The organism is Methylobacterium brachythecii, assembly GCF_014196345.1.
GTDB lineage: Bacteria > Pseudomonadota > Alphaproteobacteria > Rhizobiales > Beijerinckiaceae > Methylobacterium > Methylobacterium brachythecii.
On the sequence record NZ_JACIDN010000006.1, the window covers coordinates 73,216 to 95,928 of the forward strand.

Annotated in this window: 24 protein-coding genes; 9 read left to right on the forward strand and 15 right to left on the reverse strand. The window is 67.2% G+C overall.

The annotated features are described in order from the left end of the window. Window positions 1–212: 212 nt before the first annotated feature. Window positions 213–467, forward strand: a complete 255-nt coding sequence (locus GGR33_RS16355) for a hypothetical protein (RefSeq protein ID WP_183507121.1) — start codon at window positions 213–215, stop codon at window positions 465–467. Here GGR33_RS16355 and GGR33_RS16360 read toward each other — a convergent pair whose 3' ends face one another. After that, window positions 468–1,334 carry a S49 family peptidase gene (locus GGR33_RS16360; protein ID WP_183507123.1) on the reverse strand — a complete coding sequence of 289 codons (867 nt, stop codon included), beginning with the start codon at window positions 1,332–1,334 and terminating at the stop codon, window positions 468–470. A gap of 410 nt (window positions 1,335–1,744) precedes the next feature. Between GGR33_RS16360 and GGR33_RS16365 the strand changes: the two genes are divergently transcribed. Next, the gene (locus GGR33_RS16365; protein ID WP_183507125.1) at window positions 1,745–2,017 is read left to right on the forward strand and encodes a hypothetical protein; all 273 of its coding nucleotides are present in this window, start codon (window positions 1,745–1,747) and stop codon (window positions 2,015–2,017) included. 49 nt (window positions 2,018–2,066) lie between these two features. Here the strand turns inward: GGR33_RS16365 and GGR33_RS16370 are convergent, their stop codons facing one another. Together GGR33_RS16370 and GGR33_RS16375 are read right to left on the reverse strand one after the other, a co-directional pair. Further along, window positions 2,067–2,822 carry a tRNA1(Val) (adenine(37)-N6)-methyltransferase gene (locus GGR33_RS16370; protein ID WP_183507127.1) on the reverse strand — a complete coding sequence of 252 codons (756 nt, stop codon included), beginning with the start codon at window positions 2,820–2,822 and terminating at the stop codon, window positions 2,067–2,069. Beyond that, window positions 2,806–3,039, reverse strand: a complete 234-nt coding sequence (locus GGR33_RS16375; protein ID WP_183507129.1) for a putative signal transducing protein — start codon at window positions 3,037–3,039, stop codon at window positions 2,806–2,808. Before GGR33_RS16375 ends, GGR33_RS16370 begins: the two co-directional genes overlap by 17 nt. 184 nt (window positions 3,040–3,223) lie before the next feature. Here GGR33_RS16375 and GGR33_RS16380 point away from each other — a divergent pair, with 184 nt between their 5' ends. Then, a complete protein-coding gene (locus tag GGR33_RS16380; RefSeq protein ID WP_183507131.1) occupies window positions 3,224–4,246 on the forward strand; it encodes a polyprenyl synthetase family protein in 1,023 nt (340 codons plus the stop codon). Window positions 4,247–4,261: 15 nt separating this feature from the next. Here GGR33_RS16380 and GGR33_RS16385 read toward each other — a convergent pair whose 3' ends face one another. The 3 genes from GGR33_RS16385 to GGR33_RS16395 all read right to left on the reverse strand — a co-directional run bounded on the left by GGR33_RS16385 (window position 4,262) and on the right by GGR33_RS16395 (window position 8,987). Beyond that, on the reverse strand, window positions 4,262–5,137 hold the full coding sequence (locus tag GGR33_RS16385) for a 4-(cytidine 5'-diphospho)-2-C-methyl-D-erythritol kinase (protein WP_183507133.1): 876 nt from the start codon (window positions 5,135–5,137) through the stop codon (window positions 4,262–4,264). Between the two features lie 76 nt (window positions 5,138–5,213). Beyond that, window positions 5,214–7,115 (reverse strand): tetratricopeptide repeat protein, encoded by a 1,902-nt coding sequence (locus GGR33_RS16390; protein WP_183507715.1) that lies wholly within the window; start codon window positions 7,113–7,115, stop codon window positions 5,214–5,216. Between the two features lie 198 nt (window positions 7,116–7,313). Next, window positions 7,314–8,987, reverse strand: coding sequence for an electron transfer flavoprotein-ubiquinone oxidoreductase (locus GGR33_RS16395; protein ID WP_183507135.1), 1,674 nt, complete (start codon window positions 8,985–8,987; stop codon window positions 7,314–7,316). A gap of 224 nt (window positions 8,988–9,211) precedes the next feature. Between GGR33_RS16395 and GGR33_RS16400 the strand changes: the two genes are divergently transcribed. From GGR33_RS16400 to GGR33_RS16410, 3 genes are all read left to right on the forward strand, one after another. Continuing rightward, entirely contained in the window at window positions 9,212–10,099 is an 888-nt protein-coding gene (locus tag GGR33_RS16400) for a uracil-DNA glycosylase (RefSeq protein ID WP_183507717.1), read from the forward strand. Window positions 10,100–10,198: 99 nt separating this feature from the next. After that, entirely contained in the window at window positions 10,199–11,119 is a 921-nt protein-coding gene (gene ypfJ / locus GGR33_RS16405) for a KPN_02809 family neutral zinc metallopeptidase (protein WP_183507137.1), read from the forward strand. Between the two features lie 114 nt (window positions 11,120–11,233). Further along, on the forward strand, window positions 11,234–12,202 hold the full coding sequence (locus GGR33_RS16410) for an MBL fold metallo-hydrolase (protein ID WP_183507139.1): 969 nt from the start codon (window positions 11,234–11,236) through the stop codon (window positions 12,200–12,202). 18 nt (window positions 12,203–12,220) lie between these two features. Here the strand turns inward: GGR33_RS16410 and GGR33_RS16415 are convergent, their stop codons facing one another. The 5 genes from GGR33_RS16415 to hemB form a co-directional block, all read right to left on the reverse strand. Beyond that, window positions 12,221–12,967: an arginyltransferase gene (locus GGR33_RS16415; protein ID WP_183507141.1), complete on the reverse strand. Its 747-nt coding sequence runs from the start codon at window positions 12,965–12,967 to the stop codon at window positions 12,221–12,223. 121 nt (window positions 12,968–13,088) lie between these two features. Further along, window positions 13,089–13,574 (reverse strand): RDD family protein, encoded by a 486-nt coding sequence (locus tag GGR33_RS16420; RefSeq protein ID WP_183507143.1) that lies wholly within the window; start codon window positions 13,572–13,574, stop codon window positions 13,089–13,091. A 135-nt stretch (window positions 13,575–13,709) separates the two neighbouring features. Then, window positions 13,710–14,162, reverse strand: a complete 453-nt coding sequence (locus GGR33_RS16425) for a hypothetical protein (RefSeq protein ID WP_183507145.1) — start codon at window positions 14,160–14,162, stop codon at window positions 13,710–13,712. A 167-nt stretch (window positions 14,163–14,329) separates the two neighbouring features. Further along, window positions 14,330–14,713, reverse strand: coding sequence for a hypothetical protein (locus GGR33_RS16430; protein ID WP_284211551.1), 384 nt, complete (start codon window positions 14,711–14,713; stop codon window positions 14,330–14,332). Continuing rightward, window positions 14,706–15,758, reverse strand: a complete 1,053-nt coding sequence (gene hemB, locus GGR33_RS16435; protein ID WP_183507147.1) for a porphobilinogen synthase — start codon at window positions 15,756–15,758, stop codon at window positions 14,706–14,708. The genes GGR33_RS16430 and hemB overlap by 8 nt, the downstream gene beginning before the upstream one ends. A 166-nt stretch (window positions 15,759–15,924) precedes the next feature. Here hemB and GGR33_RS16440 point away from each other — a divergent pair, with 166 nt between their 5' ends. The 3 genes from GGR33_RS16440 to GGR33_RS16450 all read left to right on the forward strand — a co-directional run bounded on the left by GGR33_RS16440 (window position 15,925) and on the right by GGR33_RS16450 (window position 18,105). Then, on the forward strand, window positions 15,925–16,584 hold the full coding sequence (locus tag GGR33_RS16440; protein WP_183507149.1) for a glutathione S-transferase family protein: 660 nt from the start codon (window positions 15,925–15,927) through the stop codon (window positions 16,582–16,584). A 190-nt stretch (window positions 16,585–16,774) separates the two neighbouring features. Beyond that, on the forward strand, window positions 16,775–17,080 hold the full coding sequence (rpmB, locus tag GGR33_RS16445) for a 50S ribosomal protein L28 (RefSeq protein ID WP_183507151.1): 306 nt from the start codon (window positions 16,775–16,777) through the stop codon (window positions 17,078–17,080). 95 nt (window positions 17,081–17,175) lie between these two features. Continuing rightward, entirely contained in the window at window positions 17,176–18,105 is a 930-nt protein-coding gene (locus tag GGR33_RS16450) for an AEC family transporter (RefSeq protein WP_183507153.1), read from the forward strand. A gap of 7 nt (window positions 18,106–18,112) precedes the next feature. Here GGR33_RS16450 and GGR33_RS16455 read toward each other — a convergent pair whose 3' ends face one another. From GGR33_RS16455 to cobS, 4 genes are read right to left on the reverse strand one after another with little or no spacing between them, the layout of a single operon-like run. After that, on the reverse strand, window positions 18,113–19,198 hold the full coding sequence (locus GGR33_RS16455) for an SMI1/KNR4 family protein (RefSeq protein WP_183507155.1): 1,086 nt from the start codon (window positions 19,196–19,198) through the stop codon (window positions 18,113–18,115). A gap of 38 nt (window positions 19,199–19,236) precedes the next feature. Then, a complete protein-coding gene (locus GGR33_RS16460) occupies window positions 19,237–19,779 on the reverse strand; it encodes a YcxB family protein (protein ID WP_183507157.1) in 543 nt (180 codons plus the stop codon). Continuing rightward, a complete protein-coding gene (gene cobT / locus GGR33_RS16465; RefSeq protein WP_183507159.1) occupies window positions 19,776–21,713 on the reverse strand; it encodes a cobaltochelatase subunit CobT in 1,938 nt (645 codons plus the stop codon). The genes GGR33_RS16460 and cobT overlap by 4 nt, the downstream gene beginning before the upstream one ends. A 13-nt stretch (window positions 21,714–21,726) precedes the next feature. After that, a complete protein-coding gene (gene cobS, locus GGR33_RS16470; protein ID WP_183507161.1) occupies window positions 21,727–22,710 on the reverse strand; it encodes a cobaltochelatase subunit CobS in 984 nt (327 codons plus the stop codon). Window positions 22,711–22,713 lie beyond the last annotated feature (3 nt).

Here is a 22,713-nt window from a genome sequence, read left to right on the forward strand (position 1 = left end):
GATGGGTCGACTTAACTCCCGGGCCGGGCGTGCACCATCACACCCGAGTTGCGCCCGCGGGAGCGCAATTTCCCGGCCCCGCGTGCGGGCCTGCACATCCTTCGGCGACGAATCCGCTCAAACCGGAACCAGAAGATTACTGCCAAGTTAACGCAGCAATCAAACGGTCAAGCTCCACCCGGGTGGTGGACGAACATTTGGGCAGCCACGTCATGCGCCAGCGTTACACTGTTCTCGCCGCTCTCGTCGCCACCTCGCTCCTCGCCACGCCGATGGTGATCGGAGCCAGCAACGCACTGGCCACCTCGGACAGCCCCGAGAGCGTGACCCAGGCCGTCGCAGTGACGCCCGTCGAGATCGCGCCGGTCGCCAGCGCCGTCACGCCGGAGACCTGCAACCGCAAGGTCCGCGTGGTCTATAGCGGCTACGCCAACGTGCCCGCCGGCTGCCCGACCGCCAGCCGCTGATCAGAGCCCGAAGCGCGCCCAGGCGGCGCGCTCTTCGATGGCCCCGATCCAGGCATCGGGGATCGCAGCGGCCGTCGCGCCGGGTCCGGCCCTTCGCAACAGCCGGGCGAGGAACGAGCCCTTGGCCTCGGCGACGAGCTTGAGATCGACCTTCTCGCCGAACCGCGCCCTCATCGTCGTGCGCAAGTCGCCAAGCGCATCGACGAGACCGAGCTCAAGAGCCTGACGGCCACTCCAGACCGCGCCCGTGAACAGACTCTGGCCGCTCGGCAGCCGCGGGCGCCGCTCGCTGACGAGGCTCGTGAAGAGGCCCTGCACGTCGGCCTGGATGGCCTTCAGGCGCTCTACGTCGGCCGGGTCCTCGGGCCGGAACGGATCGAGCATCGCCTTGGCCTCGCCCTGCGTGTGGACACGCCGCTCGATGCCGAAACGCTCGATGAGCTTGTCGAAGCCGAACCCCGCCGAGACCACGCCGATCGAGCCGACCAGCGAGGCCGGGTCGGCGATGATCTCGTCTGCGGCACAGGCGATCATGTAGCCACCGCTCGCAGCGACATCCTCGACGAAGGCGAAGACCGGCAGCTTCTTCTCGGCGGCCAGGGTGCGGATGCGCCGATAGATCAGGTGCGACTGTGCGGCCGATCCGCCGGGCGAATTGACGATCAGCGCTACCGCGGCGATGCGCGGCATGGCGAAAGCCCGCTCCAGGCTGGGCGCGAGCGTCGCGATGGAGAGGCCCGGACGGATCGGCGAGACCGCGCCAATTGCCCCATTGAGCCGTAGCACCGCCACGCGCGGCGGCGTCTGGCGCCATCGCGCGGGAAGGAAGCGGCGCAGGCCGTCGGCAATCACGGTGGTGCTCGGCATCGTGTTCAGATCCGGGGAAACGGGCTGATGCTCTGCGTAAAGCGCAGAGAGACGTCACGCCACTGTGATCCGCCCTCCACGCATCGGGGCGGCCACTGGTTACCATCTTGAGCAATCTTTTGAGATCGTCGCGAAAGGCCGTCACCTTCGAAGACGAGGGCCAGCTGGCGCCGCAACTGACTGATGACGTTCGCAATAAGTCCCGCCGCCGGCAACATAGGCATTGAGCTTGCTCTAGACGCCAAGGGCGGGAACTACGTGTTTCAACCCCTCTCAAAACATAAATGAGGACAAATCGACAATTCCCATTGAGCGTTGTTTATGGATCATACGCTCGTGTCGAGTCGCGATCCGTCCACGCGCTACGACCGTGCACTTGGGCGGCCACTCAGCGGAGGAAGCAAGACGTCATGCGTGCCTTACGTTTGATGATGTTGATCATCGGGATGCTCGGGGGCGCTATCGGCCTCAGCGCATCCGTCAATGCCGCGCCGATGCCAGTTGCCGGCATCGTTGCCGAGACGAGCCCAGCCCCGACGGTCGAGAAGGCTTATTACTACTTCGTCCGCCGTCGCTACTACCGTCCGCGCTACTATTACCGCCCGCGGTATTATCGCCGCTACTACTACCGTCCGCGGTATTACTATCGTCCGCGCTACTATCGTAGACGCTTCTTCTTCTGATCGCGAACCGATCACAGGCACGGCAGGGGCGCTCGCGGGCGCCCCTTTTTCATGACTCCAGGCCTCCGCCACGATGCAGGGCCTCGGCCTCCGCCGTGAAGCAGCCGGATGCATCGTGAAGCACCAGGGGCGGCAACAGCGAGAACGGTCCCCGGCTCCCCATCACGGCACCGATCAGCACGCGGATCGCCGGGCGATCGGGAGCGGTATGGATCGGGCGTACGGTGATCGTCCCGAAGCGCTTGCGCATCGCGTCGAGGCAATCGGGCAAACTGTCTGCACGATGGATCAGGCCGAGCCGTCCACTCGGGCGCAGCACATCGGCGCAGGTGCGCAGCCATGCTTCCAACCCGTCTGCCGCGAAGGTGTGAGCGGAGGCTTTCCCCGCAATCGGTGAAGGGCGATGGCGCCCTTCCTCGAAGAAGGGCGGGTTCGTCACCAGGATGTCGGCCATGTCGGGCGACAGGCCTGCCTCTCGCCGCCGCGTACCCGGCGCGAGCACGTCAGCCTCGACGACGGTGGCGCGATCGGCGAGGCCGTTCTCGCCGATGTTCTGCCGCGCCAGGGCGGCAAGCCCCTCGTCCCTTTCCACCAGGACGACGCGACAACCCGGGTGGAGCGCGGCATAGGCGAGCCCGACGGCGCCGGTCCCCGCACCGAGGTCGCAAATGACGGCGCCCGGGTGTGGATCGAACAACCGCGCCAACAACACGGCATCAGTGCCGGCCCGGTGGGCGCCGCGCGGCGGCTGGCGCAGGCTCAGACGGCCGCCGAGCCAGCGATCCGGTTCAGCGGGCTCCGTCATCGCGGAGTTCCGACGCAAGGCCGGCATCGGTGAGGATACGCCGAGCCTGCCGGACATGATCGTCGGGGACCAGAAGGCGGCGTCCGAACGCGCCGATCGAGCCCTCCATCAGACTCATATGTTCGTCCGCGACCAGGACCGGGATCTCGGCGCCTTCCAGCAGCGAGCGCGCAAAGCCGATCAGGACGACGTCGTTGGTGCGGATCAGCTCGGTCACGGGTGCGCGGCTTCCCTGCGGTAGGCGCCCGCTCTAGCATCCAACCCGAGCTCACGCACGGGTGAGGCGCGTCCGATGCGACCGCGCGCGTGTTGCGAGGCAGCACGGCCCGTGCGAAGGGGTCGCGTACGTCCGGGATGCGGGGCCCCATCCGCATGCGGACAGGTTCGCAGGCAGGTGCGTTTTGGGCGTCGTCGTTTCCCTCGATGAGAGCCGCTCCGATCCGGAAAGCTCCCTGAACGATCTCGTCGCCCTCGTCGCGGGCGGCATGGAGCGGGTCAACACCACGATCCTGTCGCGCACCGGCTCGGCCGTCACGATGATCCCCGAGGTCGCGCAGCACCTGATCGCCTCGGGCGGCAAGCGTCTGCGCCCGATCCTGACGCTCGCCTGCGCCGATCTCTGCGGCTATCGCGGAGATGACGGCGCGGTGAAGCTCGCGGCCAGCGTCGAGTTCATGCACACGGCGACCCTCCTGCACGACGACGTCGTGGACGAGAGCGACATGCGCCGTGGTCGGGTCGCCGCCCGCATCAAGTGGGGCAACGAGGCGAGCGTCCTCGTCGGCGACTTCCTGCTCGGCCAGGCCTTCCGCATGATGGTGGAGGTGGGCTCGCTGCGTGCCCTCGACATCCTCTCCTCCGCTGCCACCGTGATCGCGGAAGGCGAGGTGATGCAGCTCACCGCCGCCAAGAACACCGAAACCAGCGAGGACGAGTACCTCGCCGTGATCCGCGGCAAGACTGCCGAGCTGTTCGCCGCCGCCTGCGAGGTCGGGCCGGTTCTTGCCGAACGCCCGCGCGCGGAGCAGGCGGCCTGCCGCTCCTACGGCATGAATCTCGGCATCGCCTTCCAGCTCGTCGACGACGTGCTCGATTACGGCGGCACCAGTGCCAGCCTGGGTAAAAACGTCGGCGACGATTTTCGCGAAGGCAAGATCACGCTGCCGATCGTGCTGGCCTTCCGGCGTGGCTCCGAGGAGGAGCGCACCTTCTGGCGGCGCACGCTGCAGGACGGCGAAATCGCCGAGGGCGATCTCGAAACTGCGCTTGCCATCCTGCGCCGCCATCGCGCGCTCGAAGACACCACGGAGCGCGCCCGTCACTACGGCGCAATGGCGCGCGACGCGCTGGCCTTGTTCCCGAACGGGCCTGTGAAGACGGCGCTGCTGCAGGTCGTGGATTTCTGCATCGCGCGGGCGCACTGAAGGCGCCCGGTCAGCTCAGCTCAGCGTCGTCGCCTCGATCCACCAGCTCGGCCGCTCGGCACCGATCGCCGCCGCCGCTCGCGCTGCCGCCTGTTCGTCCGAGAAGACGGCAAACACCGTCGCGCCCGAGCCCGACATGCGCGCGAGCCGGCAACCTGGCTGGTCGCGCAGGGCGCCGAGCGCCTCGCCGATGATCGGGGCGACAGTCAGCGCAGGAGCTTCGAGGTCGTTGCGCGCCGGAGTAATGGCCGCAAGCACGCCATCCAGATCCAGACCGGCCTCGATTGCCGGGTGCTCTGCCCCGGGCAACGTCTGGCCGACGGCGAGCCCCAGCGCCTTGAACACGGGTGCGGTCGAGACCGGCACGCCGGGATTGATCAGCAGAGCCGGCAGCGGCGCCAGATCGAGCGCCGGCCCAAGATCTTCGCCAGCCCCGCGCATCATCCGCGCCCGCGGATCGAGGCAGACCGGCACGTCGGCCCCCGCAGCGCGGGCAGCCGCAATGATCGCGGGATGATTGAGCGGCAAGGCGTTGAGCTGCGCGAGTAGGCGCAGGGCCGAGGCCGCGTCGGACGAGCCGCCTCCGATGCCCGCCGCCACGGGAAGGCGCTTGTCGAGCGCGAATGCGCCGACGCGCAGGCCCGAGATGGCCGCCGCCAGATGGCGAGCCGCCCTCAGGACGAGATTGTCGTCGGTCGGACCGGCAGGCCCTGCCGTGGGACCGAAGACGTCGAGGCTCAGGGTCGCGCCCGGCTCCAGCGTCAGCGTGTCGCCGACACCGGCAAACGCGACGAGGCTTTCGAGCGCGTGATAGCCGTCACGCGCACGCCGGCCGAGGACGTGCAGCGTGAGATTGATCTTGGCCGGAGCCAGGGTGGTGAGCGCGGTCACGGAACGTCGCTGGGGCTGAACGGAATCGAAGCGCGGCCATAGGCGACCGCGCAAGACCCGGCAAGCAAGCCGCCTGCTAGCCGCCCGGCTTCTTGTCGGTCTTGTCGGCCGCGCCCGGAGGCTCGCTCGGAGCCGGCGCGCCCTTCGGAAGCTCCGGGTTTTCGGCGTTGTGCGGGGCCGCCACCGGGGCCGGGGTCTGCTCGGCCGGAGCGGGCGGATTCTGCGCCGTCACTGCCGGTTTGTCGGGATCGGGCAGGCCGTCCTTGAGCTTGGCGTTGATCTTGGCGAGGTCGTCCGGCTCGGGGTTCAGGTCCTTGGCGTGCTGCCACTGGAACTTGCCCTCCAGCCGGCGGCCGGTGCGCCAGTAGCCGTCGCCGAGGTGATCGTTGATGGTCGGATCGCCGGGCTTCAGCTCGACGGCCTTCTCCAATTCGCGCACCGCGTCGTCCCAACGGCCGAGGCGGAAATAGGCCCAGCCGAGCGAGTCGATGATCATGCCGTCGCGCGGCGATAGGTCGACGGCCTGCTTCAGCATCTTGAAGCTCTCGTCGATGTTCATGTTCCGGTCGACCCAGGAATAGGCGAGGTAGTTCAGCACCTGGGCGCGCGCGTTGGGCTGGGTCGGCGAGATCAGGTCGAGCGCCTTCTTGAGGTCGGCCTCAGCCTTGGGCCACTCGCCGGCGCGCTCGTAGGCGGTTCCGCGGAAGTAGAACAGCGTCCAGTAGCCGGCCTCCTGCGCGGGGCCGATCAACTTGATCGCACGGCTATAGGTCTCGGCGGCATCGGCGAACTTCTTGCGCGAGCGCTGGACGTTGCCCAGGGCCGAGATCACGTCGACGTTGTCAGGATGGTCCTTCTGGACGGCGTCGAGATGCTGAAGCGCCTCCTCGCCCTTGCCCATCTGCTCGAGGTTGAGGCCGATCTGGATGTCGGCATTGAGCTTGAGCGGCGAACTGGCCGGGATCTGGCCATAGGCCTCGTTGGCGCGATCGGCCTGCTTCATCCGGTCGAGCGTGTCCGCCAGCGTCAGGCGGGCGACGCCGTGATCCGGGTTCAGATAGAGGGCGAGCCGGAGGTAGACCACCGCCGGCAGCTCGTCGCCCTGCGTCGAGCCGGCGGAACCGAGCCCGTAAAGCACCTCGGAGGCGCCTTCCTGAGCCGAGTTGATCAACTGGCTCAGGGGCTTGCCGGCCTTCAGCTTGTCGAGGGCATCGGTGACGATCGGATGCCGCGGCAGCACCTTGTCGAAATCCGTATAGGCCTGGATGGCGACATCGGTCTTGCCCGCCGCAGCCTCGAAGCGGGCATAGCCGTCGACGATGCGCAGGGTGTTGTGATCGGCGTCGTAGGCCGCCTTGAGACGGCGCTCGGCCTCTGCCTTGTCGCCGACGAGGTTGGCGATCAGGCCGGCATGGTAGTCGCGAAACACGTTGAAGTAGCGCTCACCACGCAGCTTGTTCACCGTGTCGAGGGCGCGCTTGCCGTCATTGGCGCCGGCATAGGACCAGGCGGTGAGCAGGGTCGAGGTCAGGTCCGCGGCCGCGCCCTTGCCGCTGCGGCCGAAGCTCTGGCGAGCCGCCGAATATTGACCGGCCTTGAGCTGGCGAACGCCGAGCGAAAGCTGGGCGAGACCGTTCGCGCCCTCGCGGGTCGAGAGGCGCTCCGCGGCACGGAAAGCGTCGGTCATCGCGCCGTCGGCGAGCAGCGAGACGAAGGCGCGCTCCAGCAGTTCGGCGTTGCGCGGATCGCCTTTCACCGCCTCGCGGTAGAAGCTCGCGGCCGCCGACGTGTCCTTGGCGGCGCCGGCGATGTAGGCGGAGAGGAAGTTGCCTTCGAGGGACTCGGCCGGCTCGTATTCGGAGATCGGCGAGGATTCGCGCGGCTGCGCCGCCGCGGCGGAGAGGCTCGTCGGCACCGACGAGGCGAGGAGCAGGGTGAGCGCCGACAGGGTCCGGCGGCGGGCGGCGTTTCCGTTCATGATCACCAGATACGGCTCCTTCGTGCGCTGGCGAGCGGCCTGCGCCGATGTGGCGGGGGACACTAATCCCTTCCGCCGTCTCCGCAAGCCATGGCCTAACGGCGAAAGCATGGCGCGCGCGGGCGCTTCACTGCGACCGCGGTGAAGCGGTCCATGCTCGACACGAGACCTCGCAGGCTCTGCCCGGGACTGCTCGAGCTACAGGTTCGTGTAGTTCGGGCCACCCGGTCCTTCCGGGGTCTCCCAGTTGATGTTCTGGTTCGGGTCCTTGATGTCGCAGGTCTTGCAGTGGACGCAGTTCTGCGCGTTGATCTGGAAGCGGATGCCGTCGCTGGCACTCGTATCCTCGACCCACTCATAGACGCCGGCCGGGCAGTAGCGGCCGGAAGGGCCGCCGAACACGTCGTGCTCGGATGTCTTCTGCAGGGTCATGTCCTTGACCTTGAGGTGGACAGGCTGGTCCTCCTCGTGGTTCGTGTTGGACAGGTAGACCGAGGACAGGCGATCGAAGCTGATCTTGCCGTCGGGCTTCGGGTATTTGATCGGCTGCACCTCGGAGAGCGGCTTCAGGCAGGCATGGTCCGGCTTGCCGTGCTTGAGCGTGCCGAAGACCGAGGCGTTCAGCAGCGTGTTGGTCCACATCTCGAAGCCGCCGAGGCCGGTGCCGAGCGCCGTTCCATAGCGCGATAGCAGTGGCTTTACGTTGCGCACCGGCTTGAGATCGCGACCGATCGCACTGCCACGCCAGCCCTGTTCGTAGGTCGTCAGTTCGTCGCCCTGGCGGCCAGCCGAGAGCGCAATCGCGATCGCTTCGGCCGCTTGAAGGCCCGAAAGGACCGCATTGTGCGAGCCCTTGATGCGCGGCACGTTCACGAAGCCGGCGGCATCGCCGACGAGGCAGCCGCCCGGGAAGACCAGCTTCGGCACCGACTGCCAGCCGCCCTCGTTGATGGCGCGGGCGCCGTAGCCGATGCGCTTGGCGCCTTCGAAGACCTCGCGGATCATCGGGTGGGTCTTGAAGCGCTGCAACTCTTCGAACGGCGACAGAGTCGGGTTCTCGTAGTTCAGGTGCGTGACGAACCCGACGGAGAGCAGATTTTCCCCGAAATGGTACATCCAGGAGCCGCCGCCGGTCTTGTTGGACAGCGGCCAGCCCAGGGTGTGCTGCACAAGGCCGGGCTCGAACCTGTCGGCGGCGAGCTGCCAGAGCTCTTTCACGCCGAGTCCGAATTTCTGGTAATCCGCGTCCTTTGCGAGATCGAACTTGGCGATCAGCTGCTTGGTCAGCGAGCCGCGCACGCCTTCCCCGAACACCACGTATTTGCCGCGCAGTTCCATGCCGCGCGTGAAGTCGTCGCGCGGCTGCTCGTTCTTGCCGATGCCGAGGTCGCCGGTGGCGACGCCCGTGACGGCGCCAGCCTCATCGAACAGGATCTCGGAGGCTGGGAAGCCCGGATAGATCTCGACGCCGAGTGCCTCGGCCTTTGCCGCGAGATATTTCGTGACGTTCGATAGGGAGCCGATGAACTTGCCGTGGTTCGACAGCAGAGGCGGCATCACGAAATTGGGAATCCGCATCCCGCTATGCGGCGTGAGGTAGAGGAAGACGTCGCGCTGCACCTCGGTGGTGAGGGGTCGCTCGTCGTCCTGGCGCCAATCGGGCAACAGCGCGTCGAGGCCCGACGGATCGATCACGGCGCCGGAAAGGATGTGCGCGCCGACCTCGGAGCCCTTCTCGACGACGACGACGTTGATCTCCTCGCCCTTCTCGGCGGAGATCTGTTTCAGCCGGATCGCGGTTGCGAGGCCGGCCGGCCCCGCGCCGACGACCACGACGTCGAAGTCCATGCCCTCGCGTTCCGGCAACGCCATCCTCTTATTCCTCCAAGTCTTCCTTCGGCGCGTCAGACCTCACGGACGAAGCCGGAGCGGGCGCATATGCTCAAGATGTCTCTCAACCCATTCCAAACTAGGAACGCAAGTCGCCTCTGGTAGGAGAGCCCTTGGTCGACCAAGTGCAACCACAACGGCAAGTCGCGGTGCGCGGGCCGCAAGAGAGTGTTGTCCACAGCGCCGATCCGAGCCACATCAGCGCCATGGCGTCCCTCGGCCCCGATCGCTCAGACCTGATCGCGCTCCTCGACTTCCACGCGGAGGCCGGCGTCGACATCATGCTCGACGAAACCCCGCACGATCGCTTCACGGAAGCGGATCTGGCGCCGCCGGCCCGCGAAACGTTCGGCGACACGCGACGGGACGTCCCATCCGCCCCCAGGCCCGAACTCCGCCGCGAACCGCTGCCCTCCCGCGACGCGACGCCCGAGCCGAGGCCGGCGGCGCCCCGCACCTTCGGAGGATCGGCCTCGGCGAAGCCCGAGGAAGCCGCGATCGACGCGCGAGCGAAGGCCGCCGAGACCCAATCGCTGGAGGCACTCGAGGCGCTGCTGCGCGACTTCGAGGGCTGCGGCCTGCGCTTCACCGCCAAGAACCTCGTCTTCGCAGACGGCAATCCGGCGGCGCGGGTCATGTTCGTCGGCGAGGCGCCGGGCGCCGACGAGGACCGGGTCGGCAAGCCCTTCATGGGCCGCTCCGGCCAGTTGCTCGACCGGATGATGGCGGCAGTCGGGCTCGACCGGACGAGCGCCTACATCGCCAACATCGTGCCCTGGCGTCCGCCGGGCAACCGCAATCCGACGCCGCAGGAGGTCGCGATCTGCCGGCCCTTCATCGAACGGCAGATTGCCCTGGTGAACCCTGCGATTCTCGTCTGCCTCGGCGCGCCTTCCACGCAGACGCTCACGGGCACCAAGGACGGCATCCTGCGGGCGCGCGGGCGCTTCTTCCCCTACGCGCTGCCGGATGGCCGCGAGATCAGGGCGCTCGCCACGCTGCATCCGGCCTATCTGCTGCGCCAACCGGTGCAGAAGCGGCTGGCCTGGCGCGATTTCCGCGCTTTGCGGGCGGCGCTCGACGCCACGACCTGATAGGCTGCGCGGGTTCAAGCGGAACCGTATTTTTCCTCAGATCATTCTCAAGCCAGACGCCGGCCTCGCCCCGGCGGCACATCACGGGACGAGACGGCCATGCGTTGGGACGATTTCCGCAGCTCGGACAACATCGAGGACCGTCGCGGCGAAGGCGGCGGTGGCATAGGCGGGGGCTTTCCCGGCGGCGGGGCCGGCGGACTCGGCATCGGCACCATCGTGATCCTGTGCATCATCGGCTGGGCCACGGGCATCAACCCGGCGATCCTGATCGGCGGCTACTCGCAGGTCACCGGCGGCGGGGGCGGCATGCCCCGCGAGGAGCGCGCCGATCCCGACACGCAGGCGCGCCGCCGTGCCCCGCCCACCGACCAATCCGGAAAATTCGCCGCCGCGATCCTGGGCAATACCGAGGACGTCTGGAAAGAGGTGCTGCCGAACCAGACGGGCAAGCAGTACACGACCACGACGATGGTTCTCTACAAGGGCGGCACCCGCTCGGGCTGTGGTGATGCGCGGGCGGCGATGGGGCCGTTCTACTGTCCGATCGACAAGAAGGTGTATCTCGACACGACCTTCTTCCAGGATATGCAGCGCAAGTTCGGCGTGAAGGGCGAGTTCGCCTATGCCTACGTGATCGCGCACGAGGTCGGCCACCACGTCCAGGACGTGCTCGGCATCCTCGGCAAGGTCCAGGGGCGGCAGCAGAACGCGAGCAGCAAGACCGAGTCGAACCAGCTCTCGGTGCGCATCGAGCTCATGGCCGACTGCCTCGCCGGCGTCTGGGCCAAGAACTCGAACGACAAGTGGAACTCGCTCGACCAGAGCGACATCCAGGAGGCCCTGAACGCCGCCAGCGCCATCGGCGACGACAAGCTGCAAGAGCAGAGCCAGGGCTACGCCGTGCCCGACAGCTTCACGCACGGCTCGTCGGCCCAGCGGATGCGCTGGTTCACCACCGGCTACAAGAGCGGTCAGACCAAGTCCTGCGACACGTTCCGGGCGGCCTCCAACAACTGACGCCGGACCGAGTCGGCCAGGACGGGTAACGCCGGGCCGGACGTGGCGAATGTCGGATGTGGGGATGCGCCGGATTGGCCAGCGCATCGTCCTCCGAACGAAAGCGATGACGCGATGCTTCGATCGATCGAGTGGCACGCGTCGCGACGGTTTCGCTTCCGCATGACGGTTGCCGGCTTCGCGGCCTTGTCGATCCTCGGGCCGCATGTCGTGCAAGCGGGCTGCAATGCACCCGTCGCCGTCCAGGTGCTCGGTTCGGGCGGCCCCGTTTCCGACGATGCCCGCGCCAGTTCCGGCTATCTCGTCTGGATCGACGGTGAAGCGCGTCTGCTGATCGATGCCGGCGGCGGCGTCTTCCTGCGCTTCGGCGAAGCCAAGGCGCGGTTCGACACGCTCGATGCCATCGCGATCACCCATCTCCACGCCGACCACGTCACGGACCTCGCGGCGATCCTGAAAAGCGGATTTTTCAGCGACCGCAAGCGCCCCCTGCCGATCATCGGGCCGACGGGCAGCCCCGCTTTCCCCGGCATGCGCGCCTACATGGATGCCCTGTTCGATGCGCGGCGCGGAGCCTATCGCTATCTCTCAGGCTATCTCGACGGATCAGGCGGCCTGGCGAAGGCGGAAATTGCCGAAATCTCGGCAAAATCGGAAAAGCCGCAGAAGGCCTTCGCCAACGCCGCGTTCAAGCTCAGCTCCGTCGGCGTGATGCACGGCCCGGTGCCGGCGCTCGGCTACGTCGTCGAGGTGAGAGGACGCAAGTTCGCGTTCTCGGGAGACCAGGGCGGCGACAATCCCGATTTCACCGCGATGATCGAAGGGGCCGACATCCTGGTCATGGATCACGCCGTGCCGGAGGATGCAGGCCCGGTCGAGGCCGCGCTGCACGACCGGCCGAGCGAGATCGGCAAGCTCGCCAAGGCCGCGCACGTCCGGAAGCTCGTGCTGTCGCACAACATGGCGCGCAGCCTGAACGTCCTGCCGAAGAACCTCGCCACGATCGCCGAGCATTACACGGGACCGACGGTGGCGGCGGACGATCTGATGTGCTTCGAGCCAGAGGGCGACGCCAAGAAATAACGCGCTAAAGGCGCTGGCTCACTCCACCCGCGCCCAGCCCTGAGGCATCAGCCGTTCCTGTGGGCGGAAGCGGGCCTTGTAGTCCATCTTCCGCGAGCCCTCGACCCAGTAGCCGAGATAGAGATAGGGCAACCCCATCTCCTGCGCCCGGCGGATGTGATCGAGGATCATATAGGTGCCGAGCGAGCGCGAGGCCTCGTCCGGGTCGTAGAACGAGTAGACCATCGACAGGCCGTCGGCGAGCACGTCCGTCAGACAGACGGCGACCGGGCCGCCACGCCCGCGCCCGTTGATGGCGGTGTCGGGTCCGCGACGGCGATAGACCACGAGATGTGTGTCGACGTGGCTGTCCTCGATCATCATCGCGTAGTCGAGCACGGTCATGTCCACCATGCCGCCGTCGCCGTGGCGCGCATCGAGGTAGCGGCGGAACAGGGCGTATTGCTCCGAGGCCGGCCGATTGGATTCCGGCGTACCGACTAGGTCAGAGCTGCGCTGCAGGATACGCCGCTGGCTGCCGGTGGGCCGGAAATCGTCGACGAGCACGCGAACCGAGATGCAGGCGCGGCAGGTCTCGCAGGCCGGCCGGTAGGCGATGGTCTGCGAACGGCGGAAGCCACCCTGCGTCAGGATCTCGTTGAGGTCCCGCGCCCGGCGCCCGACGAGATGCGTGAACACCTTCCGCTCCTCCTGACCCTCGAGATAGGGGCAGGGGGAGGCGGCCGTCAGATAGAATTGCGGTGTGTCGCGTGGATGACTCGTCACGCCGATCGATGCCCAGGGTCCGCCGGAGCGGACGATGCCGCGCCGACTTTGGAGTGTAACGGCATCGCCGCGCCGCTCAATGGGCTTCGTGGCAAGTCCCGCCCGTTCGCTCCAGCAAATATCAGGCCCGCACCACCGCTAGTCCGAGGATCAGGTCGTGGCCGAGCCGACGATCGGGGCGCAGCAGGCCGAACAGCACGTCGACGCACCAGAGCAGGAAGGTCGAGATCGCCACGTAGAACAGCAGCGCGTGGATCGCCGCCGTCAGGATGTCCACTCGTCCGCCGCTCTCGGGAGCCACGACGCGCAGCCCGAGCATCCGCATGCCCCAGGTGCTCTGCTTCGAACCACCAACGGTCACCGCGCTGTAAATGATGCCGCTCGCGGGCAGGATCGCGAAAAGCGTCCAGCCGAAACCGAAGGTCAGCAGGCCGATCACCGCAATGGCGGTCGCCAGGATCGCGGTGAACAAGAAGATGAAGGCGATGTCGAACAGATAGGCGACCGTCCGGCCGCCGAGGCTCGCCCGCACATATGGCACGGGCAGGGGGCCGCCATATCCGGTGGCACCGTAGGGCTGAGCGTAATCGGTATGGGGCTGGTTCATCGGGCGCTGCTCGGTGAGGACCTGTCTCCCAGAAAGTAAGAGGCCCTTTCGACCGTTCCAAGGGGCGGTGCCCATGGGCTGCCGGCCCTTCTTTGCCGAGGCCTGCGAGATACGGCAGGCCCCGGCATCGTCGCGTTAGCCGTTGCTGCCGCGGCGGTAGCGCTGCGCGCTGGCATAGCGGGCGTGGAAGTGACCGCGTGCCAGATGTTGCCGCGCCCTGCCGTACCAGGCCATGCGGCGCTGGCCGATATCGGCATGGATCAGACCGCCCGAATAAGAGCCGATGCCACCGACCTCCGGCATACTGCGCAGCACGGCGAGGGTCGCGGAGACTGACTTGGCTTTCGGACGAAAATCCACGGCCGCGCCGCGATAGTGCTGCGAATTGTGGGCGTGGCGTCCGCCACAGGTCGAGGTGATCTGGATCGGACCGACGCGCGATGTCAGATGCGCGATCATGGCCCGCGTGCGCGGTTGTAGGCAGCCCATTCCACGAACCTGGGGCTGAAACGAAACGTAACTGGTCGCGGCCTGCGCCCCGGGCACGATGCCGAGCGCGCAAACGACAAGAAGGGCGAGCGAGAGCAAGCTCCGCATCCAATAGTCCTGTGGCTGTTTTTGGGAAGGCCGCTCGGCTAAGCGAAATCGCTCGCAAGATCAATGCGATAGGCTTGGGGCTGCTGACCGCTCAGCGCAGAGCCAGAGAGCGCTCGGTCAGCGCGACGCCTCGCGCAAATCCCGACGACGAAGACGGCTCACCGGCCGGCGGGATCCGCCGCCACGGCTTCTGGCGTGTCGAGATAATAGTGCCGGAGCAGATAAACGGACGCGCCGCTGACGGGGCCGGACTCCGTGGTGATCGAGTCGAGGCTCGATCCCGGCCCGAAGGCGCAGACGATCCAGCGCGCCTTCGCGGCGTCGCCGCTGCCCGTCAGCCGATAGTCGACGCGGATGCTGTCGGCGGATGAACCAGACCCGACGCGCAGGAGCGAGACGCTGGCATCGCGCGGGACCAGGGCGGGGACGGCGCGTCGGCAGACCGCCGCGCGGCGTGCATCGAGACCCCGGTCGCAGCCCGACAGGGCGGGCAGTAGGAGGACGAGGACGGCGCAGCGCGTCCTCCTGAGCAGGTCACGCACCGGCGCGCAGACGCTCCGCCACGCGCGCGGCGTAGTAGGTCAACACTCCGTCGGCCCCTGCGCGCTTGAACGCGAGAAGGCTTTCGGTCATGGCGCGATCGCCGTCGAGCCAGCCGTTCTTGGCGGCGGCCTCGATCATCGCGTACTCGCCGGACACCTGGTAGGCGAAGGTCGGCACGCCGAACTCGTCCTTCACGCGGCGGATGATGTCGAGATACGGCATCCCCGGCTTCACCATCACCGAATCCGCACCCTCGGCGAGATCGAGGGCGACCTCGCGCAAGGCCTCGAGGCCGTTGCCGGGGTCCATCTGGTAGGTGCGCTTGTCGCCAACCAGGGCCGCCTTGGTGCCGATGGCATCACGGAACGGGCCGTAGAAGGCGCTCGCATATTTGGCCGCGTAGGCCATGATCTGGACATCGCGGAAGCCGGCCTTGTCGAGCCCGGCGCGGATGGCACCGACGCGGCCGTCCATCATGTCGGAGGGGGCGATGATGTCGGTGCCGGCCTCGGCCTGGATCAGGCTCTGCTCGACGAGCACCGCGACGGTCTCGTCGTTGAGGATGGCGCCGTCCTCAATCAGGCCGTCATGGCCGTGGCTGGTATAGGGGTCGAGCGCCACGTCGGTCATGATGCCGATCTCGGGCACCGCCTTCTTCACCGCCCGCACGGCGCGGCAGACGAGGTTTTCGCGGTTGAGTGCCTCGGAACCGCTTTCATCGCGCAGGGCCGGCTCCGTGTACGGAAACAGCGTGATCGCGGGAATGCCGAGGCGCGCGGCTCGTTCCGCGTCTCGCACCACCTCGTCCACACTCCGGCGCTCGACGCCGGGCATGGAAGCGATGGGCTCACGCCGTCCCTCACCCTCGATCAGGAAGAGCGGCCAAATCAGGTCATCCACGCTCAGCGTGTGCTCGCGAACGAGGCGGCGCGACCAGTCTGCCTTGCGGTTGCGGCGCGGGCGCTGGGTGAGGTTCAGGGCGCTCGCGCCGGGAGCCGTCTCTCGCGCCGTCTCGACGGCGAGCGGGCGCGGTTCGTTCGACATGGACAACGGCTCCGGGGGGCGGATTTGGCTTCCGCGCGTCGGCGAGCGCCCTAGCACATCCCGAATCCGTCTAAAAACTGCGCGCCGATCATTTCGGCGTGTCGGATCGCCGCTCGCCCAGCCGTCCTCGGGTCGACGGAAACCGCCACACGGCCGAGGAGACACCATGACGCTGACCCTGCACGCGCACCCCTTCTCCTCCTATTCGTGGAAGGCGATGATCGCCCTCTACGAAGCGGAGACGCCGTTCGAGTCGGTTCTGCTCGATCAAGCGACGTTCGGTGCCTTCAAGGCGCTGTGGCCGATCGGCAAGTTCCCGGTCCTGGTCGACGATACCCGAGGGCAGACCGTGCCCGAGGCCAGCATCATCATCGAGTACCTTGACCTGCACTATCCGGGAGCCGAACGGCTGCTGCCGGAGGACCCGGATGCGCGCCTCGACATGCGGCTGCTCGATCGCTTCTTCGACAACTACGTCTCGACGCCGCAGCAGAAGATCGTGGCCGACCGGATGCGGGCTCCCCAGGCACACGACCAGCAAGGCGTCGACGACGCGCGGGCCATGCTCGCCACCTCCTACCGCTGGCTCGACGACCGGATGGCGACCCGGATATGGGCGGCGGCCGACATGTTCAGCCTGGCGGATTGCGGGGCCGGTCCCTTCCTGTTCTACGCCGATTGGGTTCAGCCGATCGACGCGACCCACCCGCACCTCAAGGCCTATCTCGCGCGGCTGAGGGACAGGCCCTCGGTAAAGCGGGCGATCGACGGGGCGCGGCCTTACCGTCATTTGTTTCCGGGAGGCGTTCCGGATCACGCGGATTGAGCCGCGTGTGCCAAGGTTCGCCTTGACGAAACAGGGGCCCGTCCCCTATAGCCTCGCGCCTTCAACAGGACTCCGCTGGACTTCATCGAATTCACGCGCGGGTTTTTCGAGTGCGCGGCGAGAGCCGCACATCGCTCGCAAAACAGACCGGCGCGTCGTTTGTTCGCGGAACGATACGGGATAAACGTCAATGTCGCGCCGCTGCGAACTCACGGGCAAAGCCGTGCAGGTCGGCCACCTCGTCAGCCACTCGAACCACAAGACGAAGTGCCGGTTCCTGCCGAATCTCGTCAACGTCACCCTGACGTCGGATTCGCTGAACCGCCGCGTCCGCCTTCGCGTCACCGCGCATGCCCTGCGCTCGGTGGAGCATCGCGGCGGCCTCGACGCCTTCCTCGTGAAGGCACGCGAGGTCGAGCTGTCGCAGAACGCGAAGCTGCTCAAGCGCGAGATTCAGAAGAAGCTCGGCGAGACCTCGGACGCCGCCGCAGCCTGATTGGCTCGGCCCGCCGCGGCATCCGGTTCTCTGAGAACTTTAGCCGCCGGGCGCCCTCCGCGTCTCGGCGGCTTCGTCATGCCCGACTGTGATCCATGACCGCGCTGACGCTCGTCATCCCGATCTTCGGCCTCGTGATGATCGGCTGGCTCGCGGCCCTCACCAAGGTGCTGTCCGACCGCGTCAGCGAAGGGCTGTCGGAGTACGTCTTCGCGATCGCGATTCCCGCGCTGATCATCACGACGCTGACGCGCCCCGGCATGAGCGGCGAGATCGCCTGGGGCTACTGGTTCAGCTATTTCGGCGGTGTGGCGGTCGCCTGGGCCATCGCCTCCTTCATCGGCACCCGGCGGGAGGGAGTCGACCGGCGCGGCGCGATCCTGCACGGCTTCGCGGCGAGTCAGTCGAACACGATCTTCGTCGGCGTTCCGATGATCCTGCAGGCCTATGGCGAGGAAGGCGCCTTTCCGCTCTTCATGCTGCTCGCCGTGCATCTGCCGCTGATGATGGGGGCGGCCACCTTCCTGATCGAGTCGGACGGCGACCGTTCTCTCGCGGACCGGATCAAGGGGCTCGGACTCGTCCTGATCAAGAATCCGATCTTCCTGGCGCTGCTGACTGGCATGGCCATGAAGGTGTTCGGCATCAATCCGAGCGGGATGGCCAAGACCCTGCTCACCGACATCGGCAGTACGGCCTCGACCTGTGCGCTGATCGCGCTGGGCGCCGCCCTGAGACGCTACCGCGTGCTGCACGACCTGCCCGGCGCCACCATCATCGCGGCGCTGAAGCTCGGGATGCACCCGTTCGCCGTCTACGTCCTCGCCTTCCACGTCTTCACGATGCCGCCGGCCTATGCGGGCGTGGCCGTGCTGTTCGCGGCGATGCCGGTGGGGATCAACTCGTATTTGCTCGCCGCTCGCTATCGGACCGAGCAGGGCGTCATCGCCGCCTCGCTCCTCGTCTCGACGATCGCCGGGGCCGCAACGACCGTGGGCTGGCTGATGCTGCTCGGGCGGGCGTGAGCCGCGATCAGCGATACGGGTCCAGATAGGTCGGCGCGAGTGCTTCGATCACCGCCTCCACCACGGCGATCTCGCGGTCGCAGAACGTCGTGACGTCGTCGGCGACCGGGTAGAGAAATCCGAACTCCACGGCCTTGTCGATGACGGCGTCGGTCGTGGCCTCGTGAATGTCCGACCAGGGCAGATCCGCCGTTTCGTCGTCGTCGAGCCCATCGAAGTCGACGAACGAGGACAGGCCTCCGTAGTACGTCTCGTGATCGACCCCGAAGATCCTGCCGCCGTGGCGCCCCTCGGCGACCTGCACGAAGTTGTTGCCGCCCGCATCAACCCCGACGAGATAGGCATGCCGCATCAACTCACCGCAATAGAAGTTGAATTCGCCGTCGCCGGTCGCGAGGTCGAAATCGGCGGCAGGGTTGCGGTTGCCGAGCCCAAACAGGTGTCGCGGGCCCTCGGCACGTGCCCGGAGCTTCGCGCGGATCGCCGCTTCCTGAGCGGTGGCGTCGTCGAAGAAATCGCCCGACCCGCCCTTTTCACGATGCCGGTCGGCCACGAAGCTCCAGACCGGATCGCGATACCATGAGAGGCTCAAGCCGTTCTTGCTCTTGAGAAACGCTCGATAGTCCGGCCGCAGGCGCATGCCGAAGCGGGATTCATGCGCGGCGATCATCGCGTCCGTCGCCGGCGCGAAGCCGTGATCCGACAGGACCCGGCCGAGATCGGCCGGCATCATCAGCATCGACGCCGTTGCGGGCCGCCCTCGCGGAGATGGGCGCGCCGAGAAGCTTACCTGCATCGGGATGCAGGCCTCGAAGAAGGCGGCGGGTGGTGTTTCGGACCGGAAGAACGTCGTGTTCGGCGTGACGGCGGTCTCGACGTAGTCGGGCGGCGGAGCTGCTTCGTCCTCGGCATGGAAAACGATCGAAAGCGCGACCGAGACCGTCTCCCCCTTACCCGTCACCTCGTAGCAAAAGCCGATGCGCTCGCCGTTCTCGATCGTGTCGACCGCATGCAGCTCTCGCGGGAACGTCCAGCGATCGTTCCTTTCGTCGTGGCTGCCGCTCCCGTGGGCGGTGATAGTGACCTTGCCCATGCCTTTCTCCGAAAGCGCCGTGCCGCGGCAGCCAGCCGTCAGCCGAAGAACGCCCGTTGCCGCTTCACGCCGGCCTGCTGCAGGTGACTGCGGAGCTCCGCGACCTGCTGCGCCGTGAGGATCCGTTTCGGCAGGATCTGATAGGCTCGCGACGAGATGTAGAGCAGGATCAGCTCGCCGTTCTCCTGCCACTTCACGTAATCGCCCCAGGGCAGGTCGGAGCGCATCGTCTCGCCGACGACCTCGTAGCTGCGCTCGCTCCATCTGACGTGAAGCTCTTCCTTGAGGCTGCGCTGCTCGCGGAATTGCCGGCGAACGGTCCACGGCAGGACCACCCAACGGACGAACAGGAAAAGGCCGTAGAGATAGGCGGCCATCACCAACACGGCGATCGCCGCGATCCAAGCCGCGTCACGGGATGGGGCCACGGCGGCGTAGGTGGCGAGTGCCGCGCCCATGGCAAGCACGGCGACCAACAGGATCGTACTGCGGGTGGCCATGGCGTAACGGTGATGCAGCCGGGCCGCATTCAGCGCATCCGACACGGTCAAGCGGACCACGGCCGGAGGCGCCTCGCTCATCGGGCGCCGGAGACCCGCGTTGCCGCGATCCTCGTAGGCGATCTGCGCGGCGCCGGCCGCGCCGGGGCGCCCCGTGCGTCCTCCTCGAACAGCTCCGCCAGCTTCTCGGTCATCGCGCCACCGAGTTCCTCGGCGTCGATGATCGTCACGGCGCGCCGGTAGTATCGGGTCACGTCGTGGCCGATGCCGATGGCGAGGAGTTCGACCGGCGAGCGCGTCTCGATCTCTTCGATCATCCAGCGCAGGTGCCGTTCGAGGTAGTTGCCAGGGTTGACCGAGAGCGTCGAATCGTCGACCGGGGCGCCGTCGGAGATCACCATCAGGATCTTACGCTGCTCGGGGCGACCGAGCAGGCGCTTATGCGCCCAATCGAGGGCTTCGCCATCGATGTTCTCCTTGAGCAGCCCCTCGCGCATCATCAGCCCGAGATTCTTTCGGGCACGGCGCCAGGGGGCGTCGGCGGGTTTATAGATGATGTGGCGCAGGTCGTTCAGGCGACCCGGCGACGACGGCTTGGCGCCGGCGAGCCACGCCTCGCGCGACTGGCCGCCCTTCCAGGCCCGCGTCGTGAAGCCGAGGATCTCGACCTTGACGCCGCAGCGCTCCAGCGTGCGCGCGAGAATGTCGGCGCAGGTCGCCGCCACCGTGATCGGCCGGCCGCGCATCGAGCCCGAATTGTCGAGCAGCAGCGTGACGACGGTATCGCGGAAATTGGTGTCCTTCTCCTGCTTGAAGGAGAGGGGCTGGAACGGGTCCATGACCACGCGCACCAGCCTGGCCGGATCGAGCTGGCCCTCTTCGAGATCGAAGTCCCAGGCGCGGTTCTGTTGCGCGAGCAAGCGGCGCTGCAAGCGGTTGGCGAGCCGGCCGACCACGCCCTGGAGATGGGCGAGCTGCTTGTCGAGATAGGAGCGCAGTCGCGACAGTTCTTCGGCATCGCAGAGGTCTTCGGCGTGGACCTCCTCGTCGAAGCGCGGATTGTAGACCTTGTATTCGGGGCCGATGACCTGGTTGGGGCGCGGGGTCGGCGGCCGTGAATTCTCCGAGGCCTGCTCCGAGTCGGCGTCATCGGCGTCGTCGGGGAGTTCGCCCGATGGAGCGTCGGCCGATTCGGTTGCTCCCTCGTCGAGATCCTCGGCCTCTTCTTCCGTGACCTCGATCTCGGCGCGGTCGCCCTGCGACTGCTCCTCGGCGTCGCCGCTATTGGGCTGCTGCTCGTCGTCCTGGCTCTCGGACTCGTCCTCGTTCTCGTCGTCCTCCGGATCGAACGGCGTCTCGTCCGCCATGTCGAGGGAGGTCAGGAGGTCGCGCACCGAGCGCGCGAAGGCGCGCTGGTTCTCTAGCGAGCCAATCAGGCCGTCGAGGTTCTTGCCCGCCTTCTCCTCGATATGCTCGCGCCAGAGGTCGACGATCTTTCGCGCGGCGGCCGGGGGGCGCTGGCCGGTCAGGCGCTCGCGCACCATCAGCGCGACGGCATCCTCCATCGGCGCGTCGGCGCGGTCGGTGATGTCCTCGTAGCGGCCGCCGCGATGGTAGCGATCCTCCAGCATCGCGGTGATGTTGGAGGCGACGCCGGCCATACGGCGCGAGCCGATCGCCTCGACGCGGGCCTGTTCGACGGCATCGAACACCGAGCGGGCCTGCGCATTCTCCGGCGCGAGCCGGCGGTGCACGCCGGCATCGTGGCAACCGAGGCGCAAAGCCATCGAATCCGAATGGCCGCGCAGCACCGCCACGTCTTCGGGCGTCAGCTTGCGGGCAGGCTCCGGGAGACGCGCCTTGTCGCCGAGCAGGGCAGGACGGTCGCTGGCGTAGGTGACCTCGACCTCGGAGCGCCGCGCGATCGCCCGCAGGCAGCCGGCCACGGAGCGCTTCAGCGGCTCTGCGACGGGCTCACGGTTGGCGGCAGCCTTGCTGCGGTTGGGGATGGACAAGCGTGTTCGTCCGTCAGCTCAGGGCCACGTTCACCGCGCTCTCGGGCAGCTCCTTGCCGAAGGCGCGCTGGTAGAATTCGGCGACGAGCGGTCGCTCCAGCTCGTCGCACTTATTCAGGAAGGTCACGCGGAAGGCGAAGCCGATATCCTTGAAGATGTCGGCATTCTCGGCCCAGGTGATCACCGTGCGCGGGCTCATCACGGTCGAGAGATCGCCGTTGATGAACGCGTTGCGGGTGAGGTCCGCGACGCGCACCATCCGGTTGACCAGGTCCTTGCCCTGCTCGTTGCGGTAATGGACGGCCTTCGAGAGGATGATGTCCACCTCGCGGTCATGCGGCAGGTAGTTCAGCGTCGTGACGATCGACCAGCGGTCCATCTGGCCCTGATTGATCTGCTGCGTGCCGTGATAGAGTCCCGACGTATCGCCGAGGCCCACCGTGTTGGCCGTGGCGAACAGGCGAAAGGCCGGGTGAGGGCGGATGACGCGCTTCTGGTCGAGCAGCGTCAGGCGGCCGGACACCTCCAGCACGCGCTGAATCACGAACATCACGTCCGGGCGGCCGGCATCGTATTCGTCGAAGACAAGCGCGACGTTGTTCTGGAGCGCCCAAGGCAGAATGCCGTCCTGGAAGGCGGTGACCTGCTTGCCTTCCTGCAGGACGATGGCGTCCTTGCCGACGAGATCGATGCGCGAGATGTGGCTGTCGAGGTTCACCCGCACGCAAGGCCAGTTCAGCCGCGAGGCGACCTGCTCGATGTGCGTCGACTTGCCGGTGCCGTGATAGCCGGTGACCATGACGCGGCGGTTCTTGGCGAAGCCCGCCAGGATCGAGAGCGTGGTCTCGCGGTCGAAGATATAGTCCTCGTCGCGGTCCGGAACGTGCTCGTCGGCCTCGGAGAAGGCGGGCACCTTGAGGTCGAGGTCGATGCCGAAGGCCTCGCGGACGGAGACTTCCCGGTCGGGGAGCGAGGCGTACGTGTCGTCAGAAAGCATGAA